Genomic DNA, 26,078 nt, shown 5'->3' on the forward strand with positions numbered 1-26,078 from the left:
TGCCACACGCCCTTCCGAGCCAACCTGTGAGGTCAGGGCGGGGACAGCGGCGGCCCGGGCCATGCATGATCAGCGCCATGATGCTGCGGTCGTTGCGGGAACAGGTGGCGGGGCAGGCCCGGCGGTTGGCGGCCGCCGGGATGGTGGTGGGCACGGCGGGCAACCTGAGCGCGCGGCAGGGCGACCTGATCGCGGTCACCCCGACCGGCGCCCGGCTCGGCGAGCTGCGGGCCGAGCAGGTGACCGTGGTGGACCCCGCCGGGGCGGTCGTGGACGGCACCCTCGCGCCGACCTCGGAACTGGACCTGCACCTGGGCGTGTACCGCCGGTTCCGGGCCGGGGCCGTGGTGCACACGCACGCGCCGATGGCCACCGCGATGTCCCTGGTGCTCGACGAGCTGCCGTGCGTGCACTACCAGCTCGTCGAGCTGGGCGGGACCGTCCCGGTGGCCCCCTACCGCACCTTCGGCACACCGGAGCTGGCCGAGGCGGTGCTCGACGCCCTCGAAGGCCACACGGCCGCCCTGATGGCCAACCACGGCGGCATCACCCACGGCGCCGACCTGGACACCGCCGTGACCCGGACGCTGCTCCTGGAATGGGGCTGCGAGCTGTACTGGCGCGCGTCCTCGCTGGGCACGCCCCGGACCCTGGACCGCGCCCAGCGCGACGAGTACGAGCGGCAGGTCACGGCCACGGCCTACGGCACCACCCGGCCGGTGTGATCACCCCTGGTAGGCGACGACCTCGTTGCCCTCCCTGAGCAGGAACCCCTTGGGGATCGCGAGGACCTCGCCGCGGGTGTGCGGCAGGGTCAGGCCCCACTGGGCACCGAGGTCGGGCAGGCGCATGGCGAAGAGGTTCTGGCCGGAGCGCAGGTAGCGGGCGCCGCCCGCCTCGGTGACCGCGGCGGCCGATGGCACTGTCGCGTTGGGACAGTCGGAGTCCGTGTGGGTCGCGTCGCAGAGGTAGACCTCGCGGCCTCGGGTCGTCAGCACGCGCGCCGACTTGTCCACGCGGAAGACACCGACCACCGTCACGCCCGTTCCCACGAGCTTGGGGCTGCGCTTGCCGCGGTCGAGCAGGTAGGCCGCGCTGGTGTCGTGGACCAGGAGGGTGTTCTCGTCGAACGGCAGGATCTTGAACTTGCCGCGCATGGCGACCTTCGACTCCCAGGTCTTGGCCCCGGTGTCCAGCGAGTACACGTTCACCTTCTCCAGCGCGGTGACCGCGAAACCCCAGGACAGGACCGTCGCCTCGCTGCCGGAGTTGTACGGGACCCGCCAGTTCTCCGCCCCGGTCGCCGGGTCGACCTGGACCCACCAGGCCCCGCCGTCCTCGGTGCGGGTGCCGATCAACCGCCCGCCGAGCACCGAGATGGCGCCCGGTACCCGCCAGATCTCCTTGCGGGTCGCGCGGTCCACGGCGGCCGTCTGCGTGCCCAGGTTGATCAGCAGCAACTTCTCGTCGGCGTCGACGCTCTCCACGCCCGCGATCGGGACGCGCAGCAGCTCCTCGGCGTTGTTGCCGTTGAGCACGACCAGTTCGGTGGCTCCCTTGAGCACCGCCAGTCCCTTGTGGATGGACAGCCGGGCGCCCTGGGGCGCGGGCACCTGCCAGACCTGGGCGCCGGTCTCCGAGTGCAGCCGCCGGACCGCGCCCGCGTCCAGGGAGATGATCAGGTGTTCGCTGATCTCGGTCTTGCCGCCCTGCGGGAAGGTGGTGCGCCACTTCTCCTTCGGCACGGCCACCGGCGCCGCGGGCGGCGCCTTCCAGCCCGCGGACGCGTCCCAGACCTCGGTCGCGGAGTAGGCGTTGACCGGGCCCGCCGTCGTGGTCGCGGTGGTCGACGGGGTGTCCCGCGCGGCACAGCCGGACAACACCAACGCGGCCAGGGCAACCGGCCACCAAGATCGCTTCATGCCGCTCTGACGCGGCGGGGCACCGCTCGGTTGCCCGGTGCGCGACCGCACCGGGCAACCGCGGGGCTCAGCGAGCCTGGTCGACCGCTTCCTCGCGGGTCGGGGACGCGATGAGGTCCGACGCCCAACCGGTGACCCGGCGCGCGATGTCCTGCGCGGTGAGTCCCAAGCGGACCAGGACCTCCGCGCGGGTGCCCTGCGCGTGGAACTCGTTGGGGATGCCCAGGTCCCGCAGCGGGACCTCCACGTCGTGGTCGCGCAGCAGCGCCGCCAGCGCCCAGCCGAAACCGCCGTGGCGGCCGGAGTCCTCGACCGTGACGACCAGCTTGTGCGCGCGCGCCAGCTCGGCCAGCTCGGTCGGCACCGGGGCGACCCAGCGCGGGTCCGCCACCGTCACGCCGATGCCCTGCGCCGCCAGCCGCTCCGCCGCCGCCAAGCCCAGCTCGGCGAAGGAGCCGACGGTGACCAGGAGCACGTCCTGGTCCTCGTCGCGGCGCAGCACGTCGACCGGGCCGCGGCGCTCGACGGCCGGGATGTCCTCGCCGACGGTCGCCTTCGGGAAGCGCAGCACCGAGGGGGCGTCGTCGATCGCGACGGCCTCGCGCAGCTCTTCCCGCAGCGTCGCCGCATCCCGGGGGGCCGCGATGTGGATGCCGGGGATGGTGCCCAGGATGGACAGGTCCCACATGCCGTGGTGGCTGGCGCCGTCCGGGCCGGTGATGCCCGCGCGGTCGAGCACGACCGTGACCGGCTGCTTGTGCAGCGCCACGTCCATCAGCAGCTGGTCGAAGGCGCGGTTGAGGAACGTCGAGTAGATCGCGACCACCGGGTGCAGACCGGCCATGGCCATGCCCGCGGCCGAGGTGATCGCGTGCTGCTCGGCGATGCCCACGTCGAAGCAGCGGCGCGGGAAGCGCTCGGCGAACGGGGCCAGGCCGGTGGAGCGCAGCATCGCGGCCGTGATCGCCACCACGTCCTCGCGCTCCTCGCCGATCGCGGCCAGCTCCTCGGCGAACACCGAGGTCCACACGGTGCCCTTGGACTTGCGGGGCTTGCCGGTGACCGGGTCGATCGGATCGGTCTGGTGCATCTGGTCGAGCTCGTCGTTCTCGGCCAGCGGGTAGCCGTTGCCCTTGCGGGTGACCGCGTGCACGATCACCGGGCCGCCGAAGTCGCGGGCCCGGCGCAGCGCCGCCTCCAGCGCCTCGATGTCGTGGCCGTCGACCGGGCCGAGGTACTTCAGGCCCAGGTCCTCGAACATCGCCTGCGGGCTCAGCGCGTCCTTGATGCCGCGCTTGGCCGCGTGCAGGGCCGCGTAGATGGGCTTGCCGACGACGGGGGTGCCCTGGAGCACCCGCTTGCCGCCTTCGAGCGCGCGCTCGTAGCCGGGCCGCAGGCGCAGCGAGGCCAGGTGGTCGGCCAGGCCGCCGATGGTCGGCGAGTAGGAGCGGCCGTTGTCGTTGACGACGATGACCACGCCGCGGTCGGTGCCCGCGGCGATGTTGTTGAGCGCCTCCCAGCACATGCCGCCGGTCAGCGCGCCGTCGCCGACGACGGCGACCACGCTGCGCTTCTCGCCGCGCAGCTGGTGGGCCTTGGCCAGGCCGTCCGCGTAGGACAGGGCGGTGGAGGCGTGGCTGTTCTCGACGAGGTCGTGCTCGCTCTCGTCGCGGCACGGGTAGCCGGAGACGCCGCCCTGCTGGCGCAGGTCGTCGAAGCCGTCGCGGCGGCCGGTGACGATCTTGTGCACGTAGCCCTGGTGGCCGACGTCGAAGATGATGGGGTCGCGCGGGGAGTCGAACACCCGGTGCAGGGCGATGGTGAGTTCCACCACGCCGAGGTTCGGGCCGAGGTGGCCGCCCGTTCTGGTCACCTTGTCCACCAGGAAGGACCGGATCTCGACGGTCAGCCGGTCCAGCTCCTCGGGGGTCATGCGCCTCAGGTCGGCCGGTCCCTGCACCGAATCCAGCAGCGTCACCGCGTCGTCACCTCGTCCTGTCGTGGATGGCTGGTCTCCTGGGAGTCACGGCCGGGATCCGCTGCCCACGCGCCGGTTCGGACCAGTCTACGAGTGTTCCGGCGCCACTGATTTCCGGTATCGGCACCCGGCCAAGTGACGCACATCCCCCATCCGGGTCCTTTGGTGACTGGCTGTTCCTGTCCGACTCGACCCTGCGCGCACCCGGCGGCCGGTAGGGTTCCCGACACGCGGAGGGGGCGTAGGAACAGGGGGAAGGTGGCAGTGTCGCGGGAAGCGGCCAGGGGTGGGGGATCGTCGTGACGACGGGGGAGCCCCAGCCGGTGCTGGCGCAGGCGGAGCTGGACCGGATCACCAAGGAGGTCGGTCGCGCCATGGTGCGCGCGGCCGGTCCGCAGTGGCGCCGGGTGCGCGCGGAGTACCGCGCGGTCGGCAGGCACATTGAGGTGGACCTGCTGGTCACGGGCCCGGACGAGGTCCCACGACCGGTCCGCCCACCGACGGAGGTCGTCGACGGCCTGGGTCGGCTGCGGGCGGGGATGTACCGACCGGGCCGGGGCACGTGGATCGGCGCGGTCTACGAGATCGAGCCCCCCGGCACCTTCTCGTGCGAGTTCGAACCCGACCGCGAACCCCCCTGGCGGCGGGTGCCGCCGCCCATCGGCTTCACCGACGAACTGCGGTCCTTCCCGCGCGCGGACGAGTACGTCCCGGACTGGTTCCGAGCGCGCGCGGGCCTGCCGCCGCTGTCCCCACCGGAGCCCCAAAACGCGCCGCCACCCCCTCCCGCGCCCCCTGTTCAGGGGACGCCCGTTCGTGGGATGCCCGCCCAAACCGGTGACCAACCACCCCGACCGCCGCAGGGCGCGCCCCTGCCCGCCGGTCCAGGTGTTCCGCCCGGCACGCCGCCACGCGGCCCGCACCAGCCGCCACCGGGCGGCCGCCACGCGGCACCACCCCCGCCGTGGGAGAACCCGCCCCCGTCAACGGGCCCCGGCCGCCACGCGAACGGCCCGTACCGCCCACCCCAGGACGGCTTCGGCCCGCCTCGATAGTCCTCATGTGTGCTCGATCACTACCCGGTCGTGAGTACGGCTATCCGAGTCTGTGTCGCGCCCACGCGCGGGCTGCCGCTGTCGCGTCGGTGGTGGCGAACTTGCGTTCCCATAGGCGCAGCACGGACGCCGCGAAGGCGGTCAGGGCGTCGGGGCTCGCGGCTTGGAAGCCGGGCGTCCGGTTCGCCCACTCTTCTGCTTGGGCTGGCGTGTGTCCGGCGGCGATGAGCCGGATGAGGACGAAGGCCGGGTCGATCCACGCGGCGCCGGTCCGCCACCACGCCCAGTCGATCACCCGGGTGGTGTCGGCTACGAGGAAGTTGGCCGGGTTCAGGTCGGTGTGGATGAGGGTCGTGCCGTCCATGTGTTCCGGTGCGCGCGCTGCCCAGTGCGTGAGTTTGTCCGCGTTGTCGGTCGACCAGGCGGACGCCTTCTCGGGCGGGTCCGCGTGGATCTCGGATTTGAGTGCACGCGTCCATTGCGCGGCCATCGCGCGGCGACCGGCCGTCTCCGACGGCACCGGCACTCGGGCGATGGCATTTACCGCGTCGGCCACCAGCGGGATGTCAGGTGATCCGGGAGTGAGGTTGGCGTGCTGCCCGGTCACGTGCTCGAACCCGAGCAGCAGCCACCCCCCTGTTTCGACATGCCACAACAAGCGCGGCGCAATTTCCCCGGGCAGGAATGGGCTAGCGCTGATCTCGTTGTGATGCATGACAGACAACGACGACGCCGTCGTGATTCCCTTGCAGAAGATCGGCCCTTGCGGCGTCCGCAACGTGGCGGCCAATTCCGAGTTTCGGCCAGAGGTCGCGGACTCCGCCTTGAGGACGGGGCCGGTGCGCTCCTCCACCGCGTGCCTCACCTGTACGGGTAGGTCGTTCCACTCACGACGGGTCGTCATTCACATCCCTCGTTCTAGCGGCAGAAGCTGCCGTCGTCGCCACCCTGACCGCAGTCGGTGCATCCGGCGTGGCACTGCGAGCAGTCGCCCGCGTCCGTTCCCCACAACTCCGCGTCGATCTCGAACCCGGCGACGGTCAGGGCCTCCACCGTAGGGGCCAGCGCCGCGCGCATGGCGGTGCGGGTGGTCGTGGGGCGGGTGAACTCGTCGGGCACGTGGTGGAGGAACCCGGCGCCCAGTTCCGCGCAGTACTCGGCGTAGTCGCGGGTGTTGAGGATGAAAGCGTGCCAGCCCAGGTCCACGCGCTTGCTCGGACGGAACCGCGTGCCGGGGTTCTCGGCGCAGATGGTCAGGAACGCGACGGTGGCGTTCACGATGCGGACCGCTTCGTCCCCTGTCATCCCGGCGTGCTCACGGATCAGTTGACCCACCAGGCGGCGGTGGAGATCCCGCGAGATCGAGTCCGCCGGGTTCCGCACGTTAGCGAGCGTCATGACTCTCCCTTGATTCACTATGCATATCGGATAAGAGACTGTTATCGGCCACATCGACCAAAGCATCGACCCATTGCACGACTTCACCGGGCGACATCCCGATGCCACCTGGCATAACCGCCTGCCGAAGCACGACCCGCGCAACTTGGACCCACATCCCATTGCCACCCACGGCCAGAAGTGCCGAACATTGCGACGAGCGGTCCGCAGAGCCCTCTGTTTCGCTATTCATGACACAGGCATGACAGTTGACCCCTAAGCGCGCTGACGAAACCAGGCAGTTGGCCGGAGGTTGGGGACGACATTCGGGGGATATTCATCCCCAACCCTTCCGGGAGGCTTATGCCTCGGTAGTAGCGTGACCGTCGCGGAGTGTCATCGGAAGGACTCGGGCGTCCACAGCCGTCCACAACCCAGGGGAGCGGTCCGCGTGCACGAGACGGGGCGGGTGTTGAGGGCGGCGCGGGAGAACGCCGGACTCAGCCTGGCGACGATGGCGAGCCGCGTTCACTACAGCAAGTCGACGCTTGGCATGGTGGAGACCGGACAACGAACAGCGACACCGGACCTGATAGCCGCATACGAGCGAACGCTGGGCGTTCAGGGGTTGGGTGAGGATGTGAACCGACGGGAACTACTGGCGGCGGCTGCGGCGGTGCTCGCAGGCAGCCAAGCCCCCGACCCTCTCGCCCGACTCTTGGACGGCCTGGCCACGGCGGACCACCCCGGGCAGGTCGGCCGGTCCGAGGTCGAGGCCGTCCAGCAGGCCACGGCGGTCTACACGACGATGGACCTCCGATTCGGCGGCGCGGTCGCCGCAGACCTGTCCACCGGCGCTCTCAGGTGGGCCGTGAGTCTGTTGGACGCACCGATGCGGGACGACACCCGCATCGCACTCAGCGCAGCCGTCGGAGCACTCGCGGACCGGACCGCGTGGACTCACTTCGACGCCGGACGGACCTACTCCGCGCGTCAACTCTCCACGCTCGCGCTACGCACCGCCGACGAGGGCGCAGACCCCGATCTCCGCGCACACGTCCTGCTGAACATCGCCGCTCAAGTCGGCGAAGCGCTCCCATCCGAAGCCGTCGGCCTGGTCGACGCAGCCTTGTCCGACCGCCGCGTGTGCACGCTGGAGCGCGCGAACCTGCACGCCGGACTGGCCGGACACCTAGCGAAATCAGGCGAGAAAGAACCGGCGCTGCGGCACATCCGTGAGGCCGAGACGCTGGCCGCTCGCGGGGGCGGAACGCCCGAGTGGGCGGGGTTCCTAACACAAGATCACCTCAACTCCATCACCACCCAGGCACTAGCCGCAGCAGGCGAACACGCCGAAGCGATCAGACGATTCGAAGACCTCCTACCCCGCATCGGCACCGACCGACTTCGCGGCCGCGCCGGACGGATGATCGACCTGGCCGAGGTCTACACGGCAACGGGTGAACAGGAGCAGGCCAACTCGCTCGCACTCCAGGCAAGCGAAGCACTCACCGACGTCCGATCAACCCGAATCACGGCTCGACTTGCCCAGTTGAACGAGAACGTGGCACGAGCCGCCTCCTAGACCCCATAACCACCCACCAGGCGCGTCTGCTCAGGCAATCGAACCCGCCAGCCCCACCCCGTTGAGCGCAGGGGAACTGGTCTCAACGGGTCTTCCCGCAGGTGAGCGCGTCCCGTTACGGTCGGCTGGTTGCCCGTACCCACCGTGACCCGGAGGCCCGTGTGACCCGTCTCAAACCCGCCCTGGCGGCCGTCGCGCTCGCAGGCGCGGCCCTCACGGCCCTGGCCACCCCGGCCGCAGCCCTCGACTTCACCATCTACTGCGACAGCGGCGGCAGCCAGTTCGCCTGCGGCGCGTCCCCCGGCGGGGTCGCCCCCTACTCCTCGGCCCGGTGGTCGGTGAACGGCTACCACCAACCCGCCCTCGACGGCCTCCTCAGCACCGGCCTCTTCTCCTGCACCCCCGGCGGCGCCACCGTCACCCTCGTAGCCGTCGACTCCCTCGGCCACCAACGCACCGGCAGCAACTCCTACTACTGCAACCCCGGCGACTGGCCGTAACCCCTCACCGCGACAACAACGCCACGCACTCCACGTGGTGGGTCATCGGGAACGTGTCGAAGGCCCGCAGGTCGCTGAGCCGGTAGCCGTGGTCGGCGAAGGTCGCGACATCGCGGGCCAGGGCCGCCGGGTCGCAGGCGACGTAGACCAGCCGGGACGGTGCACGGGCCGCGATGGCGTTGACGACGGCGCGGCCCGCGCCCTTGCGGGGTGGGTCGAGGACCACCGCGTCCGGGTCCGGGAGGCCGCCGTCGGCCAGGACGTCCTCGACCTTGCCCGCGAACACGCGCACCTGGGGCAGGTCGGCGAGGTTGTCGGCGGCGTCCTCCGCGGCGCGGAGGGCCGACTCGACGGCGACGACCGTGCCCTCCGCGCCGACCTGGGCGCCGAGCACCGCGGCGAAGAGACCGACGCCCGCGTAGAGGTCCCACGCGACCTGCCCGGCCGTGAGCCCGGCCCATTCGTCGACGACCTCGGCCAGCACGTCCGCCGCGTCCGGGTGGACCTGCCAGAACCCGTGCGCCGCGAGCCGCCATTCGCGGCGGGCGGCTTGTTCGACGGCCACGGACGAGCCCAGCACGCGGTGGGGGCGCAGGACCGGCTTGCCGCTGCGCAGCTTGCCCCGGTCCGGCAGCAGTTCGCTGGCGTGCGTGCGGCCGGTCGCGTCGACGGACACGTCCAGCTCGGCCCCCGGCGTCCACTCGCGACCGGCCAGGGCGTCCACGGTCCCCGGGGCCGCGATGACGCACTCGTCGACGGGCACCACCCGGTGGCTGCGGTGCGCGCGGAACCCGACCTTGCCGCGCCGGTCGACGGCCAGCCGGGTCCGGGTGCGCCAGTGCGCGAGCCCGCCCGCCAGCTCCTCGACCTCGACGTCCCACTCGAGCCCGGCCAGCCGGGACAGCTGCTCGGTCACCACGGCAGCCTTCAGCCGCCGCTGCTCGTCGGCCGACGCGTGCTGCCAGTCGCAGCCGCCGCAGCCGCCGGGCGCGGCCAGCGGGCACGGCGGGTCCACCCGCGACGGTGACGCGTCGAGCACCTCCACCGCGTCGCCGCGGCAGAACGAGCCGCCCTTGTCCTCGGTGACCGCCACGACCACCCGCTCCCCCGGCAGCGCGTGCCGGACGAACACCACGCGCCCCTCGGCGCGCGCCACGCAGTGGCCGCCGTGCGCGACGGCCCCCACCTCGACCTCGAAACGCCGTCCGGTCCAGTCGGTCACTTGCGCGCGTCCTTCATCGGGTCCTTGCCGGTCAGTCCACGTCGGATCGCGCCGGGGGCGACCAGGTCGCGCTCGGCCACCTTCTCCGACGACTCCAGCTGCCACGGCACGCTGGTCACCATCACCCCGGGCTGGAACAGCAGCCTGCCCTTGAGCCGCAGCGCGCTCTGGTTGTGCAGCACCTGCTCCCACCAGCGGCCCACCACGTACTCGGGGATGAACACGGTGACCACGTCGCGCGGGTTGTCCGAGCGCACGCGCCGGACGTACTCCAGCACGGGCTTGGTGATCTCCCGGTACGGCGACTCGACGACCTTGAGCGGCACCGAGAAGTTCTCCTTGTCCCACTCCGCGACCAGCCGCTTGGTGTCCACGTCGTCCACGTTGACCGTGATCGCCTCCAGCACGTCCGGCCGGGTCGCGCGGGCGTAGGCCAGCGCGCGGCGGGTCGGCAGGTGCAGTTTGGACACCAGCACGATCGTGTGGATCCGCGACGGCAGCACGAACGAGCTCTCGCTCTCCGCGCGCGCCAGCTCGTCGGCGACCCGGTCGTAGTGCTTGCGGATGCCGGTCATCAGCAGGTAGATGACCGCCATGGCGGCGATGGCGATCCACGCGCCGAGCAGGAACTTGGTGATCAGCACCACGACCAGCACCGAGCCGGTCATGGCCAGGCCGAACGCGTTGATCGCCTGCGACCGGCGCATCCTGCGGCGCTCGGCCGGGTCGGTCTCCGTGGCCAGGTGCCGGTTCCAGTGCCGGATCATGCCGGTCTGGCTCATGGTGAACGAGACGAACACGCCGACGATGTAGAGCTGGATGAGCCGGGTGACCTCGGCGTCGAAGGCGATGACCAGCACGACGGCGAACCCGGCCAGGCCGACGATGCCGTTGGAGAAGGCCAGCCGGTCGCCGCGGGTGTGCAGCTGGCGGGGCAGGTAGCGGTCCTGGGCCAGGATGGACCCGAGCACCGGGAAGCCGTTGAACGCGGTGTTGGCGGCCAGCACCAGGATCAGCGCGGTGACCGCGGTGATGAAGAAGAAGCCCGCCGGGAAGCCGCTGAACACGGCCTCCGCGACCTGGGCGACCATGGTCTTCTGCTCGTAGCCGGGCGGGGCGTTGACCAACTGGGTCGCCGGGTCCTCGGCGATGCGCACCCCGGTCAGCTGGGCCAGCACGATCAGGCCCATCAGCATCACGACCGCGATCACGCCCATCAGCAGCAGCGTGGTCGCCGCGTTCTTGGACTTGGGCTTGCGGAACGCGGGCACGCCGTTGCTGATGGCCTCCACACCGGTCAGTGCCGCGCAGCCGGAGGAGAAGGCGCGCAGCACCAGGAACACCAGCGCCAGGCCCGCCAGGTCGCCGTGCTCGGCGTTGATCTGCAGGTTGGCGCTCTCGGCGGGCATGTCGTCGCCGAGGACCAGGCCGCGGAACAGTCCGAAGGCGATCATCAGCATGATGCCCGCCATGAAGGCGTAGGTGGGCACGGCGAACGCGGCGCCGGACTCGCGGATGCCGCGCAGGTTGATGGCGGTGAGCACGATGATGGCCACGACCGAGAACTCGACCTTGTGGGTGGCCACGAACGGGATCGCCGAGCCGATGTTGGCCGCCGCGGACGCGATGGACACCGCGACGGTCAGCACGTAGTCGACCAGCAGGGCGCTGGCCACGGTCAACCCGGCCTGCTTGCCCAGGTTGACCGTCGCGACCTCGTAGTCACCGCCGCCGGATGGATACGCGCGCACGTTCTGCCGGTAGCTGGCGACGACCGTGAGCATCACGAGGACCACCACGACGCCGATCCACGGGGCGAAGGCGTACGCCGACAGACCCGCGACCGACAACATGAGGAAGATCTCTTCCGGCGCGTAGGCCACCGAGGACATAGCGTCGGAGGCGAACACCGGTAGCGCGATGCGCTTGGGCAGCAGGGTGTGCGCCAGCCGGTCGCTGCGGAACGGCCGCCCGACCAGGAGGCGTTTCGCCGCCGTGGAGAACTTGGACACGGACGCACAGCGTAGGCGGTCGCATCACCGATCGGGCGCGGCCACCGGTAGGTTCGCGGCAGACACGACGATCGGGTCACCCGGCCGACCAGGTGGCCCGATCTCGCGTACCGGAACGAGGAGGCTGGTCGTGCACGTTGTGATCATGGGCTGCGGCCGCGTCGGGGCCTCGATGGCCGCGGCGCTGGAGCGGCTCGACCACACCGTGGCCGTCATCGACAAGGACGCGCAGGCCTTCCGCAGGCTGGGCTCGGACTTCCACGGCCAGCAGGTGGTGGGCACCGGGTTCGACCGGCAGGTGCTGGTCGAGGCGGGGATCGAGCGCGCGGGCGCGTTCGCGGCGGTGTCCAGCGGGGACAACTCGAACATCATCTCGGCGCGGGTCGCGCGGGAGACGTTCGCCGTGGAGCACGTCGTCGCCCGCATCTACGACCCGAAGCGGGCCGAGGTCTACGAGCGGCTGGGCATCCCGACGGTGGCGACCGTGCCGTGGACGACCGACCGGCTGCTGCGGACGCTGCTGCCCGACGGCGTGTCGTCGGCGTGGCGCGACCCCACGGGCAAGGTCGCCGTGCTCCAGGTGCCGGTGCACGAGGAGTGGGTCGGGCGCACGGTCAAGGAGTTCCAGGGCGCCACGGGCTGCCGGGTCGCGTTCATCATGCGGTTCGGCACCGGTGTGCTGCCCACGGCCAAGACCGTGATCCAGGCCGACGACCAGGTCTACGTGGCGGCCCTGTCCGGGACGCTCAGCGATGTCACAGCGGCGGCCGTGCAGGCGCCGGAGGAGGGGCACTGATGCGCGTCGCCATCGCCGGAGCGGGCGCGGTGGGCCGCTCCATCGCCGCCGAGCTGGTCGCGGGTGAGCACCAGGTGATGCTCATCGAGCGGGAGGCCGGGCAGTTCGAGCCGCACACCGTCGAGCAGGCCGAGTGGGTGCTGGCCGACGCGTGCGAGCTGGCGTCGCTGGAGGACGCGGGCCTGCAGCTGTGCGACTGCGTCATCGCCGCCACCGGCGACGACAAGGTCAACCTGGTGGTCTCCCTGCTGGCCAAGACGGTCTTCGCGGTCCGCCGCGTGGTCGCCCGGGTCAACGACCCCGCCAACGAGTGGCTGTTCACCGGCGCGTGGGGCGTGGACGTGGCGGTCTCGACCCCGCGCGTGCTGGCGGCGATGGTCGAGGAGGCGGTGAGCGTCGGTGGGCTGGTGCAGCTGCTGACCCTGCGCCAGGGCCAGGCGAACCTGGTGGAGATGACCCTGCCGGACGACACGCCGTGGGCGGGCCGCCCGGTGCGGGAGGTCCGGCTGCCGCGCGACGCGGCCCTGGTGACCATCCTGCGCGGCGGGCGGGTGATCGTGCCCCAGCCGGACGACTCGCTGGAGGGGGGCGACGAGCTGCTGTTCGTGGCGTCGGCGGACGTGGAGGGCGAGATCCGCAAGGCGCTCGGGCACTAGCCGCCTTGTGGGTCTTGCCGTGATCGGCGACCTCGGATCTGTCCACCTGCGCCGAGGTCGTACACGGCCCCGCAGACCACCCGTCCCCTCACGCCCCGCACCCGCCTGACCGAGCCGCCTGTTCCCGCGCCCGGGCCAAGGCACGCCGCTCCGGCAGCCCACCCGCCCCCCACTCCCCCATACCCCGCCAGGCCGCACCCGCCTGACCGAACCGCCCATTTCCCACACCCCGGCCAAGGCACCCCGCCCCGGCAGCCCACCCGCCCCCTCACTTCCTTCCGCCCCGCCAAGCCGCACCCGCCGCCCCTCGACGTGTGCCAACCCATCCACCCACTCAAGGCGCCGCGCTCCTGCTCACTGCTCGGTGGGGTGGATTGCCTTTGTGTGGGGGGACGGACCTGCCAAGCTTCCCGGCAGGTGGGTGGGCTTGCCCCTCCCACCGCTCTTCCCCACCGCAGGTTCGTAGGGGCCCCGCACAAAGGCAATTCACCTCACCGAGCATCGCTCGGTTCTCGCGTTGGAGCCCGGGAGAACGGGACCACGCTGGGTCGGGCCGGTGCCCGTGGTGGGAGCCGTGGCGCCCCGGCCGCCGGAGGCCGCCGATGCGGGTTGATGCGGTCTAGCCCTACGCGAATATGGGGTCGGCCTCGATCGGGCGGATCCGCTTTGCGCGGGGCCCCTACGAACCTGCGGTGGGGCGAGAAGCCGGGTGGGATGGGCAAGCCCACCCGACCCGCGGGGAGCTTGGCAGGTCCGTCCCCCCACACAAAGCAAATCCGCCCGATCGAGGAGTTGGTGGGGGCGCGTTGCGTTGGGGGCGGCGCGGGATCAAGCGGCGGTCACGGGCGGGCTGAGGAGAGCAAGAGCGACGCGCGGGTACAGGGCTGAGACCACGCAGCGGTCACAGATGGGCTGAGGAGAGCAAGAGCAACAAGGCTCCCGCGAACCCTGGGTTCACGGGAGCCTTGTCCGTTGTTCGGTGGACCTACCGCCGGGACTCGCTGGTGGCGTCCTCGGTCGTGGTGTCCTCCGCCGCGACGTCCTCGCCGGAGTACTTGGCCCGGAGGGCGGCCTCCACGGCCTCGTCGGAGGCGGCCCCGGTCTCCTCCTGCTCCCGCTGGCGGCGCTGGGCCTTGCGGACCGCCCACACGGTCACCAGGAGCGCGAGCGCGAACAGCGGGTAGCCCATCGCCAGGCGGGCGAAGGCGAGCCAGCCGGTCAGGTCCTCGTCGTAGAGCCACTTCTGCACGATGAACCGCGCCGCGAAGATGACCACGAACGAGAGCGTGGCCAGGTCGTAGGCCAGCCGCGACGGCTTGTCCTGGCGCCAGCCCTGGCCGTGGCCGTTGAGCGCCGACCAGATGACCCCGACCAGCGGCCACCGCAGCAGGATCGACAGGGCGAACACGCCGCCGTAGACCAGGCTGGTCCAGATGCCGAAGAGGAAGAACCCCTTGGCCGACCCGGTCTGGTAGGCGATGAACGCGGCGATGGCCACCCCGAAGAAGCCCGAGATGGCAGGCTGCAGCGGCTCCTTGCGCACGACCCGGATCACGGTGATGGCCACCGCGCTGCCGATCGCGCTCCAGATGCCGACCTGCAGCTTCCAGATCGCGTTCGTCAGCACGAACACCAGCACCGGCACCGACGAGTAGACCAGGCCGCTGACGCCGCCCATCTGCTCCAGCAGCGTCGGCTCCGGCTTGTCGTCGGGTTCCTTGCCGTCGGGTTGACCGGGGGCTGGCTTGCGCTCGTCGGGGTCGCCCGACTCGTGGACCTCAGCGGCCGTCATGGCACCGGTTTCGTCAAGGAGCCGTCTGCTGCAGCTCGTAGTACGGGTTGTAGAGCACCTTGCGCCCGTCCCGGACCGCGATCCGGCCCTGGGCCTTGACGGTCCGGCCAGGCTCGATACCCGGGATGCGACGACGCCCGAGCCACACTAGTGTCACGCCCTCGGTCCCGTCGAACAACTCCGCTTCCAGGGTGGCGGCCGCGTCGCGGGGGCACAGCTCGACGGTCCGTAACCGGCCGAAGACGGTCACCTCCTCGCCGGAGCGGCAGTCGCAGGCCCGGCGCGCGCCCTGCGCCTCGGCGTGCGTGGACAGGTCGTCCGCGTCGAGCTGGTCCACATCAGTGGTCAGCCGTTTGACGAGACGGTGCCAATAACCGTCCCCCTTGGTGCCCATAGCGCAGCGTCTCCTTCGTGGGGGCGGGCCCCGACACCCAGCCCATTCGCAGCCAGGGTAACCGCGCCGGGTGGGAGCTGGACAAGGATCAGGTCGTGAGTGTGACCCACCCGGCTGCATCCCTTGCCACGGCCGTGATCCTGCCCGGTACGGGCTCCGATGAGGTATTCGTGCGGAACGTGTTCTCCGGTCCGCTTCGCGCGGCTGGTCTGGAGCTGCTCGCACCCGCCCCCGAACCGGGGAAACGCCTGGTGGAGGGCTATGTGGCCGCCCTCGACGAGGCGTGCGGGAACGGGCCGGTGGTGGTCGGCGGGGTGTCGCTGGGGGCGCACGTCGCGGCGTTGTGGGCGGCGCGGCACCCGGACCGGTGTTCGGGCCTGCTCCTGGCGCTGCCCGCGTGGACCGGGGAACCCGGCGCGGCGCCCGCCTCGGTGCTCGCGCGGGCCAGCGCGGCGGACGTGCGCGCTCGGGGCGTGGCGGCCGTCGTGGCGGACGTCCCGGGCTGGTTGGGGGACGAACTGCGCCGGTCGTGGCGGCGGTACGGGGACGCGCTGGCCGACTCGCTGGACGCGGGGGCCGCCGCACCGGGGCCATCCGCGCAAGAACTGAGCGGGATTCAGGTTCCCGTCGGGATCGGCTGCTGCGTGGACGACCCGGTGCACCCGGACGAGGTCGCGCGGCAGTGGGTGGACGCGGTCCCGCTCGGGTGCCTGCGCACGACCCGGCTGGCGGTGATGGCGGTCGACCCGGAGGCGCTGGGCCGGGCCGCCGTGGGGGCGTTCCTGACCGCGACCGCGCGCCGCGGCTGACATCGGGCGAGCAGCCGCCTGCCGCTCGCCCGATGACGCCCGTGCTACTGCTGCTGCTGCTCCGCGTTCTGGGCCGCGATGTGCTCCGCGATGGCCCGCGGCAGGTCGATCTGCAACGGGGTGCGCACCGGCATCGGCGAGTCGCCGCGGACCACGACCGTGCCGCGGATCATGTCCCGCAGCGCCGCCGTGGCCGGGTCCACCAGCTCCGGGCGGGTCGCGACCACGCCGCGCAGCATCCACCGGGGGCCGTCCACGCCGATGAACCGCAGCGTGGCCTCGCCCAGTGTGGCGCCCAACTCCTGGCCCCAGTCGCCCGCGTGGCTGCGGACCGACGCGCCGTCGCCGCGCAGCTGCTCGGCCAGCTCGCCGCAGACCTCCCGCCACAGGCCGCCCGAGCGGGGCGCGGCGTAGGCGTTGAGGGTGATCTGGCCGACCGGGGTCAGCACGTGCACGGCGCGGACCGGGCCTGCCGGGTCCATCTCGACCTGCAACTGGGCGCCGTCGGGCACGGGGACCCGGATGGAGCCCAGGTCGAGGCGCGGTTGCTCGTCGTCGGGCTCGTCTTCCTCGTCGTAGGGGCCGTCGGGGGCCTCCACGGGTACCGGGAAGCCCTCGTCGGCATCGGCGTCCGCGGGTACCGAGGTCGGCTCCTCGTCCTCGTCACGGTTGCGTCTGCGCCCGAACAGTGCCACTAGTCCTCCGTCTCGCGTCCCGACCCCGCCGCCCCGGCGAGCAGCGCGTGCCCACCGGTCGACCCGTACCCGCCGGTGCCGCGCCGGGACGTCCCCAGCTCGGTCACCTCGCGGAACACCGCGTGCTCGACCCGCTGGACCACCAGCTGCGCGATCCGGTCGCCCCGGCGCAGGCTGATCGGTTCCCTCGGGTCGTGGTTGATCAGACACACCATGATCTCGCCCCGGTAGCCCGAGTCGATGGTGCCCGGCGTGTTCACCACGCTCAGCCCCGAGCGCGCGGCCAGGCCGGAGCGCGGGTGCACGAACCCGGCGAACCCCTCCGGCAGCGCGACCGCCACACCGGTGCCGACCACTACCCGCTCGCCGGGGGCGATGACCACGTCGGTCGTCGTCACCAGGTCCGCGCCTGCGTCGCCGGGGCGGGCGTAGGCGGGTAGGGGGACACCCGGGTCCAATCGGGTGAGCAGGACCTCCACGCTGGGCACGAGCCGCGAGACTACCCTGGGGCCGTGAGCGACACCTCAGGCGCGGGCGGTCCGGCCCCAGGCGAGTACCGCGAGCGGCTCCACCTCACCTGGTACCTGTGGCCGCTGCCGCTGCTGGCCGCCGGGCTGCTGGCCGCGGAGATCCACATGGGCTACCCCGGGGTGCGGGCCTGGCTGCCGTACGCGGTGATCATCCCGCTGGCCCTGCTGCTGCTCTGGCGCGCCGGGCGCACCCGGGTGCGGGTGGCCGACGGCGAGCTGTGGGTCGGCGACGCGCACCTGCCGCTGCGGCACGCGGGCACCATCGCGGTGCACGACGAGAGGAACAAGCGCCGCGTGCTCGGGCCGCACCTGGACCCGGCCGCGTTCCTGGTGCACCGCAGCTGGGTGCGGCCGCTCGTGCGGGTCGAGGTGACCGACCCGGAGGACCCGACGCCGTACTGGGTGTTCAGCACGAGGCACCCCGAGCGGCTCGTCGCCGCGCTGCGCGAGCAGCAGCCGGTGGCCGCCCCCGCCGACCGGTCGGACGGCGACTGACGGTCCGGGGCGCCGCGGGCGGGGCACGGCTGTCGCCCCGCTCGGCCCGCTCCCGTCATCCCGTCGCCCGCTATCCCGTTCTCGGGCACCGGTACCCGGGTACAGCAACAGCCGGGTGCCCGCCCCCGGGCAGCCCGGCTGTCCCCAGCCCGCGCGGCGCCTTTGCCGCGCCGCGCGTCACGCGCAGTCGCGGCAGACGAACACTCCCCCGTTGTCCTCGGCCAGCCTGCTGCGGTGGTGCACCAGGAAGCACTTGGAACAGGTGAACTCGTCGGCTTGCTTGGGCACGACGCGGACGGTCAGGTCCTCGCCGGAGAGCGCCGAGAGGTCGGCGCCGGGGAGCTCGAAGCTCTCGGCGGTGTCGGTCTCGTCGACGTCGACCACCCCGGACTGGTTCTCGTTGCGCCGGGCCTTGAGCTCCTCTAGGGAGTCCTCGGCCAGGTCGTCGGCCTCGCTGCGCCGTGGTGCGTCGTAGTCGGTCGCCATCTGTCTCACCCCTGCGGTCCTTCAGGATGTGGGTCGTGCCGCTGGACAACGTTCCAGCGCCCCGGTTTGTGCCCGCCAATCGAGTGACGGAGGTCTCGCAGGCCGCGTCAGGTTTCACCGACCCCGGAAATCGCTTCCGAATCGATTCCGGATGCCGTCTTCGGCGACTGGAGCGGGCAGAGGGTAGCCCATGCCGGCCCCGGCCGCGCACAGCGTCACCCGGCTGGGGGTGTCTGCCCTGTCCGGCGGCCCGCCCCGGCGTGTCGCGGTGACCGGTGGAACTGCCCGGTCGGCGGAACCCGGTTGCCCCTTCGGAGGCGTTCCGGTCCCCTTCGCGAACACGGCGTGGTTCACCCGATGGGGCAAGTACTGCGGGCCGCGCTGAAACGAATAGGCTGAGCAGCGACGACAGACGGGTCGGGGTTATCACCCCCACTCGGCGTCCACGGGGGTGGACCGAGACAAGGTCCGTAGGGAGGGTCCGCGCGTGTCAGCAGGGATTCAGAGGGCCCAGCGGTACCGCAGGCGGCGCCCGCTGCCCGCGGTCGTGCTCATGGCGGTGCTGGCCGTGGTCACCGGTGTGGTGTGGCTGCGGGTCATCCAGAGCGACTCGACGGGCGCGGACAACCTCGCCTGCCCCGCCGCGCAGCCGCAGGCCCCGGTGGACGGCAAGCCCGCGCCGCTGCCGCCGGGCCAAGTGCAGCCCGCCGACGCGCTGGACCGCACCCCGCTCGCCCCGGCGGGCGAGGGCCTGGTGCGGGTGCTGAACGCGGGTGGGCAGCGCGGGCTGGCGGGTTCGGTCACCGAGACCCTGCGCGATCTGGGTTTCACCCAGATCAGTGACGCGACCACCGACTCCCTCTACCCGGGCGGCACCCTCGCCTGCCGCGCCCAGATCCGCTTCGGGCAGGGCGGCATGAGCGTGGCGCGGACGTTGAGCGTGCTGGAGCCGTGCGCGGAGTTCGTCAAGGACGAGCGCAAGGACGCCACCGTCGACCTGGCCATCGGCAAGGACTTCGACCACCTGCAGCCCACCCCGGAGGCCCGCCGGGTGCTGGAGCGGCTGACCGAGTGGGCGCAGAGCAACCCGGGTGGCGGCGGCCTGCAAACCGACGGCGTGGCCCCCCAGATCGACGAGTCGCTGATCAAGGCCGCGCGCGCCACCCGCTGCTCCTGACGCTGTCCCCGCACGCCGACCCGGCTTGGTCGATCCGTTCCCGCGCACCGACCTGGTCTGGTCGATCCGATCCCCGCACCGGTCCGACCGCTAGTCGATCTTGACTGGCGGCGCACCGGGTCCGCGGTCCCCATGCCCCGGAGTTGTCCACAGGACGACCTCGACGGCTTCCGCCCCGCCCACCGGCCCCGATAGCGTCACAAATAGGGGTTCCCCTATGGCGGGGGACCCCTCGCGGGCGCTGGGGCCGAAACGCGCTGAGGTGGCCGTCCCGGCGCTGGACACGGACTTGGTCAGGCGGCGGCTCAGCGGGTGGGCAGTGGGCGCGGCGGTCAGGAGTCGAAGGCGCCCATGCCGCTCTCCACCAAGGCCGCGCGCAGTGGTTCGGCCACCGACGGGGCGCTGGCGAACACCGCGTCCGCGCCCAGCTCCGGGGCCTCGCCCGGCAGCCGCACGTCCGCGCCCGCCTCGGCGGCGATCAGCGCCCCCGCCGCCCAGTCCCAGCGGGACAGGCCGCGCTCGCAGTAGGCGTCGACCCAGCCCGCCGCGACCGCGCACAGGTCCAGGGCCGCCGAGCCGTTGCGGCGGATGTCGCGGACGCGGCCGAGCAGCGCCGCGACCACGGCGGCCTGGTGCCTGCGGCGCTCGACCGCGTACCCGAACCCCGTGGCCAGCAGCGTCAGCTCCAGGCTCGCGGGCGCCGACACCCGCAGCCGCTCCCCGCCCAGCCACGCACCGTGCCCCGCGGCGGCGCTCCACACGCGTCCCGAAGCGGGTTCGACCACCGCACCGGCGATCGACACGCCGTCCACCTGGGCGGCCACCGACACCGCGTACCAGGGGTAGCCGTACAGGTAGTTGACCGTCCCGTCGATCGGGTCGACGACCCACGTGACGCCCGCGCCCACGCGGCCGCCCGCCTCCTCACCGAGCACCGCGTCGCCGGGGCGCAGTTGCCGGAGTCTGTCCCGGATCAGGGCCTCGGCCGCGGTGTCCGCGGCGGTGACCACGTCGGTCGCGGTGGACTTGGTGGTGATCTCCCGGATCGCGTTTCCCCGGGTCGCCCTGGCCAGCTCGCCCGCCTCGGTGGCGACGGTCACGGCGATCTCGGCGAGGTTCTGCTCTGTGGTCCCCACCTGGCTATCGGACCACAGGGTCGAGCCCGCGGCCCGTGCGGGCTAGGGTCAGCCGGTGACGCTGCTGAATCGAGTAGGAGAGGACCCGGGGATGGGCGCGACCCGCGGCTTCGGCGTGGACATCGGCGGTTCGGGGATCAAGGGGTGCGAGGTCGACCTCGTCGCGGGCGCGCTGGCCGGGGAGCGGGCCCGGATCCCGACGCCGACGCCGTCGACCCCGGACGCGGTGGCCGACGTGGTCGCCGACATCGTCGAGCGGTTCGGCTGGACCGGTCCGGTCGGCGTCACCCTGCCCGCCGTGGTGAAGCGGGGCGTCGCGCACTCGGCGGCCAACATCGACAAGGCCTGGATCGGCACCGACGCGGCCGCGCTGTTCACCAAGCGCCTCGGCCGCCAGGACGGCGAGGTCGTGGTGCTCAACGACGCCGACGCCGCCGGGATCGCCGAGGTCCGCTACGGCAGGCCGGACGACAAGGACGGCGTGGTGGTGCTGCTGACCTTCGGCACCGGCATCGGCAGCGCCCTGTTCGTCGACGGCGTGCTCGTGCCCAACACCGAGTTCGGACACCTGGAGATCGACGGGCACGACGCGGAGTCCCGCGCGGCGGCGTCGGTCAAGGAGGTCAAGGACCTGTCCTGGGACGAGTGGGCCAAGCGGGTGACCCGCTACATCCGGGGCCTGGAGAGCGTGGTCTGGCCCGACCTGATCGTCGCGGGCGGCGGCGTCAGCAAGAAGGCGGACAAGTGGCTGCCGCTGCTCGACGTGCGCACCCGGGTGGTCGCCGCCGAGCTGCGCAACGACGCCGGGATCGTGGGCGCGGCGGTCGCCGCGGCGCAGGTCAGCGGCGGGTGAGCCGGGGCGCGCGGCGCGCCGGGTAGACTTTCCGACCTTGGCGCCGCCCGCCGCGGCGCGATCCGTCGCTACAATGGAACGCAAGCCCGCGGCGGTACAGCCTCAGGGCACTCCCCCGAACTCCGGCAACGGCCTGGTCAACGCATTGTTTCCGGCCGTGCCGTGTTGGACTGTTGTGAAAGGGCGTACGTGGCAGCCGCACGAACCGCAACCCGACGCTCGACGGCGTCGGCCAGCGCCGCCAAGACGACCAAGAGCGCCGAGGACGAAGAAGTGACGGGCACCAAGGCGACAGCCAAGAAGGCCGCCCCGCGGGCGCCGAAGAAGGCCGCCCCGGCCAAGGGCGCGGGCCCGAAGAAGGCGGGCCCCGGCGAGGGTCCCGATGGCGAGGAGCCCGAGGACCTGGAGAACCCCGACCTGTCCGACCTCGAGGAGGTCGAGGTCGAGCCGGTCGAGGAGCCCGTCGAGGAGCCCGAGGAGAAGGAGCCCAAGGAGTCCTCCTCCAAGGAGGGCGACTTCGTCTGGGACGAGGAGGAGTCGGAGGCGCTGCGGCAGGCCCGCAAGGACGCCGAGCTCACCGCCTCGGCCGACTCGGTGCGCGCCTACCTCAAGCAGATCGGCAAGGTCGCGCTGCTCAACGCGGAGGAGGAGGTCGAGCTCGCCAAGCGGATCGAGGCGGGCCTCTACGCCGCGGAGCGGGTGCGCAAGTCCGAGGAGGAGAGCGAGAAGCTGCAGCCGCAGATGCGCCGCGACCTCCGGTGGATCGTGCGTGACGGCGAGCGCGCCAAGAACCACCTGCTGGAGGCGAACCTGCGCCTCGTCGTGTCGCTGGCCAAGCGCTACACCGGCCGCGGCATGGCGTTCCTGGACCTGATCCAGGAGGGCAACCTGGGTCTGATCCGCGCGGTGGAGAAGTTCGACTACACCAAGGGCTACAAGTTCTCCACGTACGCCACCTGGTGGATCCGCCAGGCGATCACCCGCGCGATGGCCGACCAGGCCCGCACCATCCGCATCCCGGTGCACATGGTCGAGGTCATCAACAAGCTCGGTCGCATCCAACGCGAGCTGCTCCAGGACCTCGGCCGCGAGCCGACGCCGGAGGAGCTGGCCAAGGAGATGGACATCACCCCGGAGAAGGTGCTGGAGATCCAGCAGTACGCCCGGGAGCCCATCTCGCTCGACCAGACCATCGGCGACGAGGGCGACAGCCAGCTCGGCGACTTCATCGAGGACTCCGAGGCCGTCGTCGCGGTGGACGCGGTGTCGTTCACGCTGCTGCAGGACCAGCTCCAGTCGGTCCTCGCGACCCTCTCCGAGCGCGAGGCGGGCGTGGTCCGCCTGCGCTTCGGCCTCACCGACGGCCAGCCGCGCACCCTCGACGAGATCGGTCAGGTCTACGGGGTCACCCGCGAGCGCATCCGCCAGATCGAGTCGAAGACGATGTCGAAGCTGCGCCACCCGTCGCGCTCCCAGGTGCTGCGCGACTACCTGGAATAAGCCAACACACACGGCCACGAAGGGCTGTCCACTCGGACGAGTGGACAGCCCGTCGTGCGTGTCAGGGCCTCGACACCCACAAGTCGGCACTGGGTGCCCCGGTTGATGTGACAAAATGTGTAACATGGCTGCCGCCACCAGACGTGAGAACATTCCCGTCTCGCCCGAAGAGCAGGGACTGTTGACGGCGTTGCTGGAAAACGGCAACGTCCTGCGAGATGCCCTGATCGCCCTGACCGGCGAGGTCGGTACCTCGCGAGCCCAGGTGGCGCACGCGGTCCTGGCCATCGGCATGGAGACCCTGCGGGAGAAGGCCCGGGAGATCGGCTACGCGGAATTGGCCCAGAGCCGTTCCGCGGCGGAAGCCACCGCGCAGCGGGCCGAAGTCACGTCGCGACGGAATCGCGCCGCGGCGAGGTGGGCGGCTGACGCGTGAGCAGTGGATCAGCGGGCACGATTGTTCGCGGTCGGGTCTACGGCGCCGACTTGGGCGGAAACCCGGGCGAGAAGTACTACCTGGCGGTGTCGAACAACCAGCGCAACGGGGCTCTTGAGTCCTTCTTGGCCATCCGGCTCACCACCGCCCCCAAGCCGAGGCTCGACAGCATCGTGGACTTGGACCACCGGAACGGCCCGTGGACCGGCAGTGCGCTGGCGGACGACGTCGTCGAGGTCTACCGCGACGAGGTGACCCGCGACCTGGGCGCGTTGCCACCGGCGACGATGAACCGCGTCAATGACGCCCTGAAGGTCGCGCTCGGCCTGCTGTAGGGAGGGCCGAGCCGGCGCAGAGCGCGGCGTGGCGTCCAGCGGGCACCTGGTGCGTCAGGGGGTGTCGGCGGCTTCGGCGGGGCGGTCGAAGTCGCGGATGAGGGTGGCGCCCGCGGCGAAGGCGGCGCCGAGTTCGGCCGCGGCGACGGGGCTGAAGCCCTCCTCATCGATGCCCGCGCCCGAGTCGGCGCGGATCTCGACGAAGCCGGGTTCGCTGATCCCGGTCGCGTCCGCCCAGCGGATCGCCTGGACCACGACCAGCCGGTCGCCGAGGGTGGTGACCTCGGCGAGGGTCACCACGCAGGTGTGGCCGCTGTTCATCGGGTCGGAGAGGTCGTGCGCGCGCCGGGTGGCGTACTCGCAGCCGGGCAGGCAGGGCGGCGGGGCGGCGGGCACGAGTCGCAGCGTCCCACGCCCGGCGGTGGCCTCGCCACCACCGGACACCATCGAGAGCCCCGGACGGGAGTCGTCCGGCTTCACCGGGCGACGCCGCGGCGGAAGTCGGGAGTGGGCATTGCCGGGCACCTCACCGGTGGGGAAGACGGTCGAGCACAGCCTAGATGCGGGTCGCCCCCGTGACTACCCGCGGTAGCCGCGACCACCCGCCCGAATCGGGTTACCCGGTTTGCCTACGGCCCGGCGAGCGTTCGCCGATGGTGAACAACGTAGGCGGACATCGGGTGGCCAACCCGGCGATACGCCCGGTAGAACCCCAGCTAGCACCACGAATCGGCGCGAAGCTCTGGGCCAACCGGGTTAATCATCGCCAGTGTCCCCGCGCATCGGGCGCGGGAACACTGCCGGAGGCCCGAGCGTCTGTAAGAGTAGGTAGTGCGAACACGGCGGAGCGTTTCCCTCCGTGACCGCAGCCGACAAGGGCACCGGGCGTAACCCGGTGCCGGGACGGAGGGAGAACTCCCATGACGACGACGACGCTCACCCGCCCCGAGCTGACCGCTGCCGACCGGTGCGACCGGTGCGGTGCGGCTGCTCAGGTCCGCGCCGTACTTCCCTCCGGAGGCGAGCTGCTCTTCTGCGGCCACCACGCCCGCGCCCACGAGGAGCGCCTGCGTGCGATGTCCGCGGAACTGCAGAAGGGCGAAAAGTAGCCACTACACCCACAGCGGGCGGGATCCCTCGGGATCCCGCCCGCTGTGCTTTTCAGACGGTGTCGAGGACCGGTTCGAAGGCGAGTTCGGCGGCACCGAGGAGCTTGGCGTCGGCGCCCAGGGTGGAGACCCGGAGATCGGTGCCGCCGAGGGCCCGGCTGACCAGGCTGCGCTCGGCGACGGCCGCGGCGACCTCCGCGACGACCGACCGGGGCAGCGCGGTGAACAGGTCGCCCAGCACGACCAATTCGGGTGCGAACACGTTGACCACGGTCACCAGGCCCGCCGCCAGCCAGCCGGTGAACTCGGCGAGCCGGGCCGGGGCCGCCGGGAGCCGGAGTTCGGCGACGACGGCGCCCCGGGGTGAGTGCGCGGGCAGGTCGAGTGCGCGGCGCAGGGCCTGCTCCCCGACCTCCGTCTCCCAGCAGCCCCGGCTGCCGCAGTAGCAGGCGGCGCCCGCCGGGTTGACCACCATGTGCCCCAGTTCCCCCACGTACCCCGCGGTGCCGCGCAGCGCGGAGCCGCCGGAGATGACGCCGCCGCCGACGCCGATGTCGGCCGAGAGGTAGACCGCGTCCCGGGCGCCCCGGGCGGCGCCGCGCAGGTGTTCGGCCAGGGCGGCGAGCTCGGCGTCGTTGCCGACCCGCGCGGGCGCGCCGAGCGCGGTGGTCAGCCGGTGCCCGAGCGGGACGTCGGTCCAGCCCAGGTTCGGCGCCTCGTGCACGTACCCGTCGAGCCGCCGGACGACGCCCGGCACGGACACCCCGGCGGACACCACGCGGGAGCCGAGTTCCTCGGTCAGCACCCTGGTCGACTCGACGACCCGGGTGACGACCTCGGTGGGCTCGCCCGCGCGACCGCGCAGGTTCCAGCCGTCGCGGCCCAGCACCTGCCCGCCGAGGCCGACCAGCGCCGTGGACACCCGGTCGACCCGGATGTCGACGGCCAGCACGACGGCGGCCAGCGGCTGGGGCAGCACGAGCAGCGACGGCCGCCCGGCACCGGTGCGCACCATCGGGACGCGTTCCTGCACGATCCCCGACGCCGCGAGGCCGTCGACCAGCGCCTTGATCGTGCTGCGGTTGAGGCCGAGCTCACCCGCGAGCGCGGCGCGGGTGCAGGGGCCGTCGACGTGCAGCCTGCGCAGCAGGGCCGTGCGGTTGTGGCGGCGCGCCTCGTCCGGCCGGGTACCGGCGGTCGTCCCGGTCACTGCCTCATCGCTCCCAGC

Annotated in this window: 28 protein-coding genes; 14 read left to right on the top strand and 14 right to left on the bottom strand. The window is 72.1% G+C overall.

Going from position 1 to position 26,078, the window contains the following annotated elements:
* The first annotated feature begins 77 nt into the window (after positions 1-77).
* Entirely contained in the window at positions 78-725 is a 648-nt protein-coding gene (locus tag V5P93_RS29940) for a class II aldolase/adducin family protein (protein ID WP_104481815.1), read from the top strand.
* Here V5P93_RS29940 and V5P93_RS29945 read toward each other — a convergent pair whose 3' ends face one another.
* The gene (locus V5P93_RS29945; protein ID WP_146108257.1) at positions 726-1,922 is read right to left on the bottom strand and encodes a PQQ-binding-like beta-propeller repeat protein; all 1,197 of its coding nucleotides are present in this window, start codon (positions 1,920-1,922) and stop codon (positions 726-728) included. It lies immediately after the preceding gene.
* 67 nt (positions 1,923-1,989) lie between these two features.
* Entirely contained in the window at positions 1,990-3,900 is a 1,911-nt protein-coding gene (dxs, locus tag V5P93_RS29950) for a 1-deoxy-D-xylulose-5-phosphate synthase (RefSeq protein ID WP_104481736.1), read from the bottom strand.
* 299 nt (positions 3,901-4,199) lie between these two features.
* Here dxs and V5P93_RS29955 point away from each other — a divergent pair, with 299 nt between their 5' ends.
* Positions 4,200-4,955: a ferredoxin gene (locus V5P93_RS29955; RefSeq protein ID WP_146108256.1), complete on the top strand. Its 756-nt coding sequence runs from the start codon at positions 4,200-4,202 to the stop codon at positions 4,953-4,955.
* A 40-nt stretch (positions 4,956-4,995) separates the two neighbouring features.
* Here the strand turns inward: V5P93_RS29955 and V5P93_RS29960 are convergent, their stop codons facing one another.
* Positions 4,996-5,808: a phosphotransferase family protein gene (locus V5P93_RS29960; protein ID WP_181043753.1), complete on the bottom strand. Its 813-nt coding sequence runs from the start codon at positions 5,806-5,808 to the stop codon at positions 4,996-4,998.
* A gap of 65 nt (positions 5,809-5,873) precedes the next feature.
* Positions 5,874-6,353, bottom strand: coding sequence for a hypothetical protein (locus V5P93_RS29965; protein ID WP_104481733.1), 480 nt, complete (start codon positions 6,351-6,353; stop codon positions 5,874-5,876).
* Between the two features lie 430 nt (positions 6,354-6,783).
* Between V5P93_RS29965 and V5P93_RS29970 the strand changes: the two genes are divergently transcribed.
* Positions 6,784-7,917: a helix-turn-helix transcriptional regulator gene (locus tag V5P93_RS29970; protein ID WP_181043752.1), complete on the top strand. Its 1,134-nt coding sequence runs from the start codon at positions 6,784-6,786 to the stop codon at positions 7,915-7,917.
* Positions 7,918-8,078: 161 nt separating this feature from the next.
* Positions 8,079-8,417: a hypothetical protein gene (locus tag V5P93_RS29975; RefSeq protein ID WP_104481731.1), complete on the top strand. Its 339-nt coding sequence runs from the start codon at positions 8,079-8,081 to the stop codon at positions 8,415-8,417.
* 4 nt (positions 8,418-8,421) lie between these two features.
* On the opposite strand, the gene V5P93_RS29980 is transcribed toward V5P93_RS29975, so the two are convergent.
* The gene (locus V5P93_RS29980) at positions 8,422-9,639 is read right to left on the bottom strand and encodes a class I SAM-dependent RNA methyltransferase (protein ID WP_104481730.1); all 1,218 of its coding nucleotides are present in this window, start codon (positions 9,637-9,639) and stop codon (positions 8,422-8,424) included.
* Positions 9,636-11,651 carry an APC family permease gene (locus V5P93_RS29985; RefSeq protein ID WP_104481729.1) on the bottom strand — a complete coding sequence of 672 codons (2,016 nt, stop codon included), beginning with the start codon at positions 11,649-11,651 and terminating at the stop codon, positions 9,636-9,638. The genes V5P93_RS29980 and V5P93_RS29985 overlap by 4 nt, the downstream gene beginning before the upstream one ends.
* A gap of 130 nt (positions 11,652-11,781) precedes the next feature.
* Between V5P93_RS29985 and V5P93_RS29990 the strand changes: the two genes are divergently transcribed.
* Both V5P93_RS29990 and V5P93_RS29995 read left to right on the top strand, forming a co-directional pair.
* Positions 11,782-12,447 carry a TrkA family potassium uptake protein gene (locus tag V5P93_RS29990; RefSeq protein ID WP_104481728.1) on the top strand — a complete coding sequence of 222 codons (666 nt, stop codon included), beginning with the start codon at positions 11,782-11,784 and terminating at the stop codon, positions 12,445-12,447.
* Positions 12,447-13,103 (top strand): TrkA family potassium uptake protein, encoded by a 657-nt coding sequence (locus V5P93_RS29995; protein WP_104481727.1) that lies wholly within the window; start codon positions 12,447-12,449, stop codon positions 13,101-13,103. The genes V5P93_RS29990 and V5P93_RS29995 overlap by 1 nt, the downstream gene beginning before the upstream one ends.
* Before the next feature lie 985 nt (positions 13,104-14,088).
* Here V5P93_RS29995 and V5P93_RS30000 read toward each other — a convergent pair.
* Complete coding sequence (locus tag V5P93_RS30000; RefSeq protein WP_104481726.1) at positions 14,089-14,895, bottom strand: DUF3159 domain-containing protein; 807 nt, start codon at positions 14,893-14,895, stop codon at positions 14,089-14,091.
* Positions 14,896-14,908: 13 nt separating this feature from the next.
* Positions 14,909-15,289, bottom strand: a complete 381-nt coding sequence (locus V5P93_RS30005; RefSeq protein WP_104481725.1) for an OB-fold nucleic acid binding domain-containing protein — start codon at positions 15,287-15,289, stop codon at positions 14,909-14,911.
* 95 nt (positions 15,290-15,384) lie between these two features.
* Here V5P93_RS30005 and V5P93_RS30010 point away from each other — a divergent pair, with 95 nt between their 5' ends.
* A complete protein-coding gene (locus V5P93_RS30010; RefSeq protein ID WP_245931587.1) occupies positions 15,385-16,098 on the top strand; it encodes an alpha/beta fold hydrolase in 714 nt (237 codons plus the stop codon).
* 44 nt (positions 16,099-16,142) lie between these two features.
* Here the strand turns inward: V5P93_RS30010 and V5P93_RS30015 are convergent, their stop codons facing one another.
* Together V5P93_RS30015 and dut are read right to left on the bottom strand one after the other, a co-directional pair.
* Positions 16,143-16,793, bottom strand: a complete 651-nt coding sequence (locus V5P93_RS30015) for a DUF3710 domain-containing protein (RefSeq protein WP_104481723.1) — start codon at positions 16,791-16,793, stop codon at positions 16,143-16,145.
* Entirely contained in the window at positions 16,793-17,281 is a 489-nt protein-coding gene (gene dut / locus V5P93_RS30020; RefSeq protein WP_104481722.1) for a dUTP diphosphatase, read from the bottom strand. The genes V5P93_RS30015 and dut overlap by 1 nt, the downstream gene beginning before the upstream one ends.
* A gap of 24 nt (positions 17,282-17,305) precedes the next feature.
* Between dut and V5P93_RS30025 the strand changes: the two genes are divergently transcribed.
* Positions 17,306-17,818, top strand: a complete 513-nt coding sequence (locus tag V5P93_RS30025) for a DUF3093 domain-containing protein (protein WP_104481721.1) — start codon at positions 17,306-17,308, stop codon at positions 17,816-17,818.
* Positions 17,819-17,995: 177 nt separating this feature from the next.
* On the opposite strand, the gene V5P93_RS30030 is transcribed toward V5P93_RS30025, so the two are convergent.
* A complete protein-coding gene (locus tag V5P93_RS30030) occupies positions 17,996-18,304 on the bottom strand; it encodes a DUF4193 domain-containing protein (RefSeq protein ID WP_075973168.1) in 309 nt (102 codons plus the stop codon).
* A 487-nt stretch (positions 18,305-18,791) separates the two neighbouring features.
* Here V5P93_RS30030 and cei point away from each other — a divergent pair, with 487 nt between their 5' ends.
* Positions 18,792-19,481, top strand: a complete 690-nt coding sequence (gene cei, locus V5P93_RS30035) for an envelope integrity protein Cei (protein ID WP_146108255.1) — start codon at positions 18,792-18,794, stop codon at positions 19,479-19,481.
* A 332-nt stretch (positions 19,482-19,813) separates the two neighbouring features.
* On the opposite strand, the gene V5P93_RS30040 is transcribed toward cei, so the two are convergent.
* The gene (locus V5P93_RS30040; protein ID WP_181043751.1) at positions 19,814-20,617 is read right to left on the bottom strand and encodes an inositol monophosphatase family protein; all 804 of its coding nucleotides are present in this window, start codon (positions 20,615-20,617) and stop codon (positions 19,814-19,816) included.
* A gap of 91 nt (positions 20,618-20,708) precedes the next feature.
* Between V5P93_RS30040 and ppgK the strand changes: the two genes are divergently transcribed.
* From ppgK to V5P93_RS30060, 4 genes are all read left to right on the top strand, one after another.
* Positions 20,709-21,470, top strand: coding sequence for a polyphosphate--glucose phosphotransferase (ppgK, locus tag V5P93_RS30045; protein WP_104481718.1), 762 nt, complete (start codon positions 20,709-20,711; stop codon positions 21,468-21,470).
* Positions 21,471-21,659: 189 nt separating this feature from the next.
* Positions 21,660-22,970, top strand: coding sequence for an RNA polymerase sigma factor (locus tag V5P93_RS30050; RefSeq protein WP_104481717.1), 1,311 nt, complete (start codon positions 21,660-21,662; stop codon positions 22,968-22,970).
* 124 nt (positions 22,971-23,094) lie between these two features.
* Positions 23,095-23,406, top strand: a complete 312-nt coding sequence (locus tag V5P93_RS30055; RefSeq protein ID WP_104481716.1) for a hypothetical protein — start codon at positions 23,095-23,097, stop codon at positions 23,404-23,406.
* The gene (locus tag V5P93_RS30060) at positions 23,403-23,741 is read left to right on the top strand and encodes a type II toxin-antitoxin system PemK/MazF family toxin (RefSeq protein WP_219824122.1); all 339 of its coding nucleotides are present in this window, start codon (positions 23,403-23,405) and stop codon (positions 23,739-23,741) included. Before V5P93_RS30055 ends, V5P93_RS30060 begins: the two co-directional genes overlap by 4 nt.
* Before the next feature lie 54 nt (positions 23,742-23,795).
* Here the strand turns inward: V5P93_RS30060 and V5P93_RS30065 are convergent, their stop codons facing one another.
* Positions 23,796-24,221: a hypothetical protein gene (locus V5P93_RS30065; RefSeq protein ID WP_104481715.1), complete on the bottom strand. Its 426-nt coding sequence runs from the start codon at positions 24,219-24,221 to the stop codon at positions 23,796-23,798.
* A gap of 440 nt (positions 24,222-24,661) precedes the next feature.
* On the opposite strand from V5P93_RS30065, the gene V5P93_RS30070 reads away from it, so the two are divergent.
* A complete protein-coding gene (locus tag V5P93_RS30070; RefSeq protein ID WP_104481714.1) occupies positions 24,662-24,850 on the top strand; it encodes a hypothetical protein in 189 nt (62 codons plus the stop codon).
* 52 nt (positions 24,851-24,902) lie between these two features.
* On the opposite strand, the gene V5P93_RS30075 is transcribed toward V5P93_RS30070, so the two are convergent.
* Positions 24,903-26,060 (bottom strand): ROK family protein, encoded by a 1,158-nt coding sequence (locus V5P93_RS30075; protein WP_104481713.1) that lies wholly within the window; start codon positions 26,058-26,060, stop codon positions 24,903-24,905.
* Positions 26,061-26,078 lie beyond the last annotated feature (18 nt).

Source organism: Actinokineospora auranticolor (assembly GCF_041897805.1).
Lineage (GTDB): Bacteria > Actinomycetota > Actinomycetes > Mycobacteriales > Pseudonocardiaceae > Actinokineospora > Actinokineospora auranticolor.

What these genes read in the sequence shown, in the direction of transcription:
- V5P93_RS29940 (WP_104481815.1), top strand. Translation starts at nt 78, where the DNA reads ATGATGCTGCGGTCGTTGCGGGAACAGGTGGCGGGGCAGGCCCGGCGG.
- V5P93_RS29945 (WP_146108257.1), bottom strand. Translation starts at nt 1,922, where the DNA reads ATGAAGCGATCTTGGTGGCCGGTTGCCCTGGCCGCGTTGGTGTTGTCC.
- V5P93_RS29965 (WP_104481733.1), bottom strand. Translation starts at nt 6,353, where the DNA reads ATGACGCTCGCTAACGTGCGGAACCCGGCGGACTCGATCTCGCGGGAT.
- V5P93_RS29995 (WP_104481727.1), top strand. Translation starts at nt 12,447, where the DNA reads ATGCGCGTCGCCATCGCCGGAGCGGGCGCGGTGGGCCGCTCCATCGCC.
- V5P93_RS30000 (WP_104481726.1), bottom strand. Translation starts at nt 14,895, where the DNA reads ATGACGGCCGCTGAGGTCCACGAGTCGGGCGACCCCGACGAGCGCAAG.
- V5P93_RS30005 (WP_104481725.1), bottom strand. Translation starts at nt 15,289, where the DNA reads ATGGGCACCAAGGGGGACGGTTATTGGCACCGTCTCGTCAAACGGCTG.
- V5P93_RS30030 (WP_075973168.1), bottom strand. Translation starts at nt 18,304, where the DNA reads ATGGCGACCGACTACGACGCACCACGGCGCAGCGAGGCCGACGACCTG.
- ppgK (WP_104481718.1), top strand. Translation starts at nt 20,709, where the DNA reads ATGGGCGCGACCCGCGGCTTCGGCGTGGACATCGGCGGTTCGGGGATC.
- V5P93_RS30055 (WP_104481716.1), top strand. Translation starts at nt 23,095, where the DNA reads ATGGCTGCCGCCACCAGACGTGAGAACATTCCCGTCTCGCCCGAAGAG.
- V5P93_RS30070 (WP_104481714.1), top strand. Translation starts at nt 24,662, where the DNA reads ATGACGACGACGACGCTCACCCGCCCCGAGCTGACCGCTGCCGACCGG.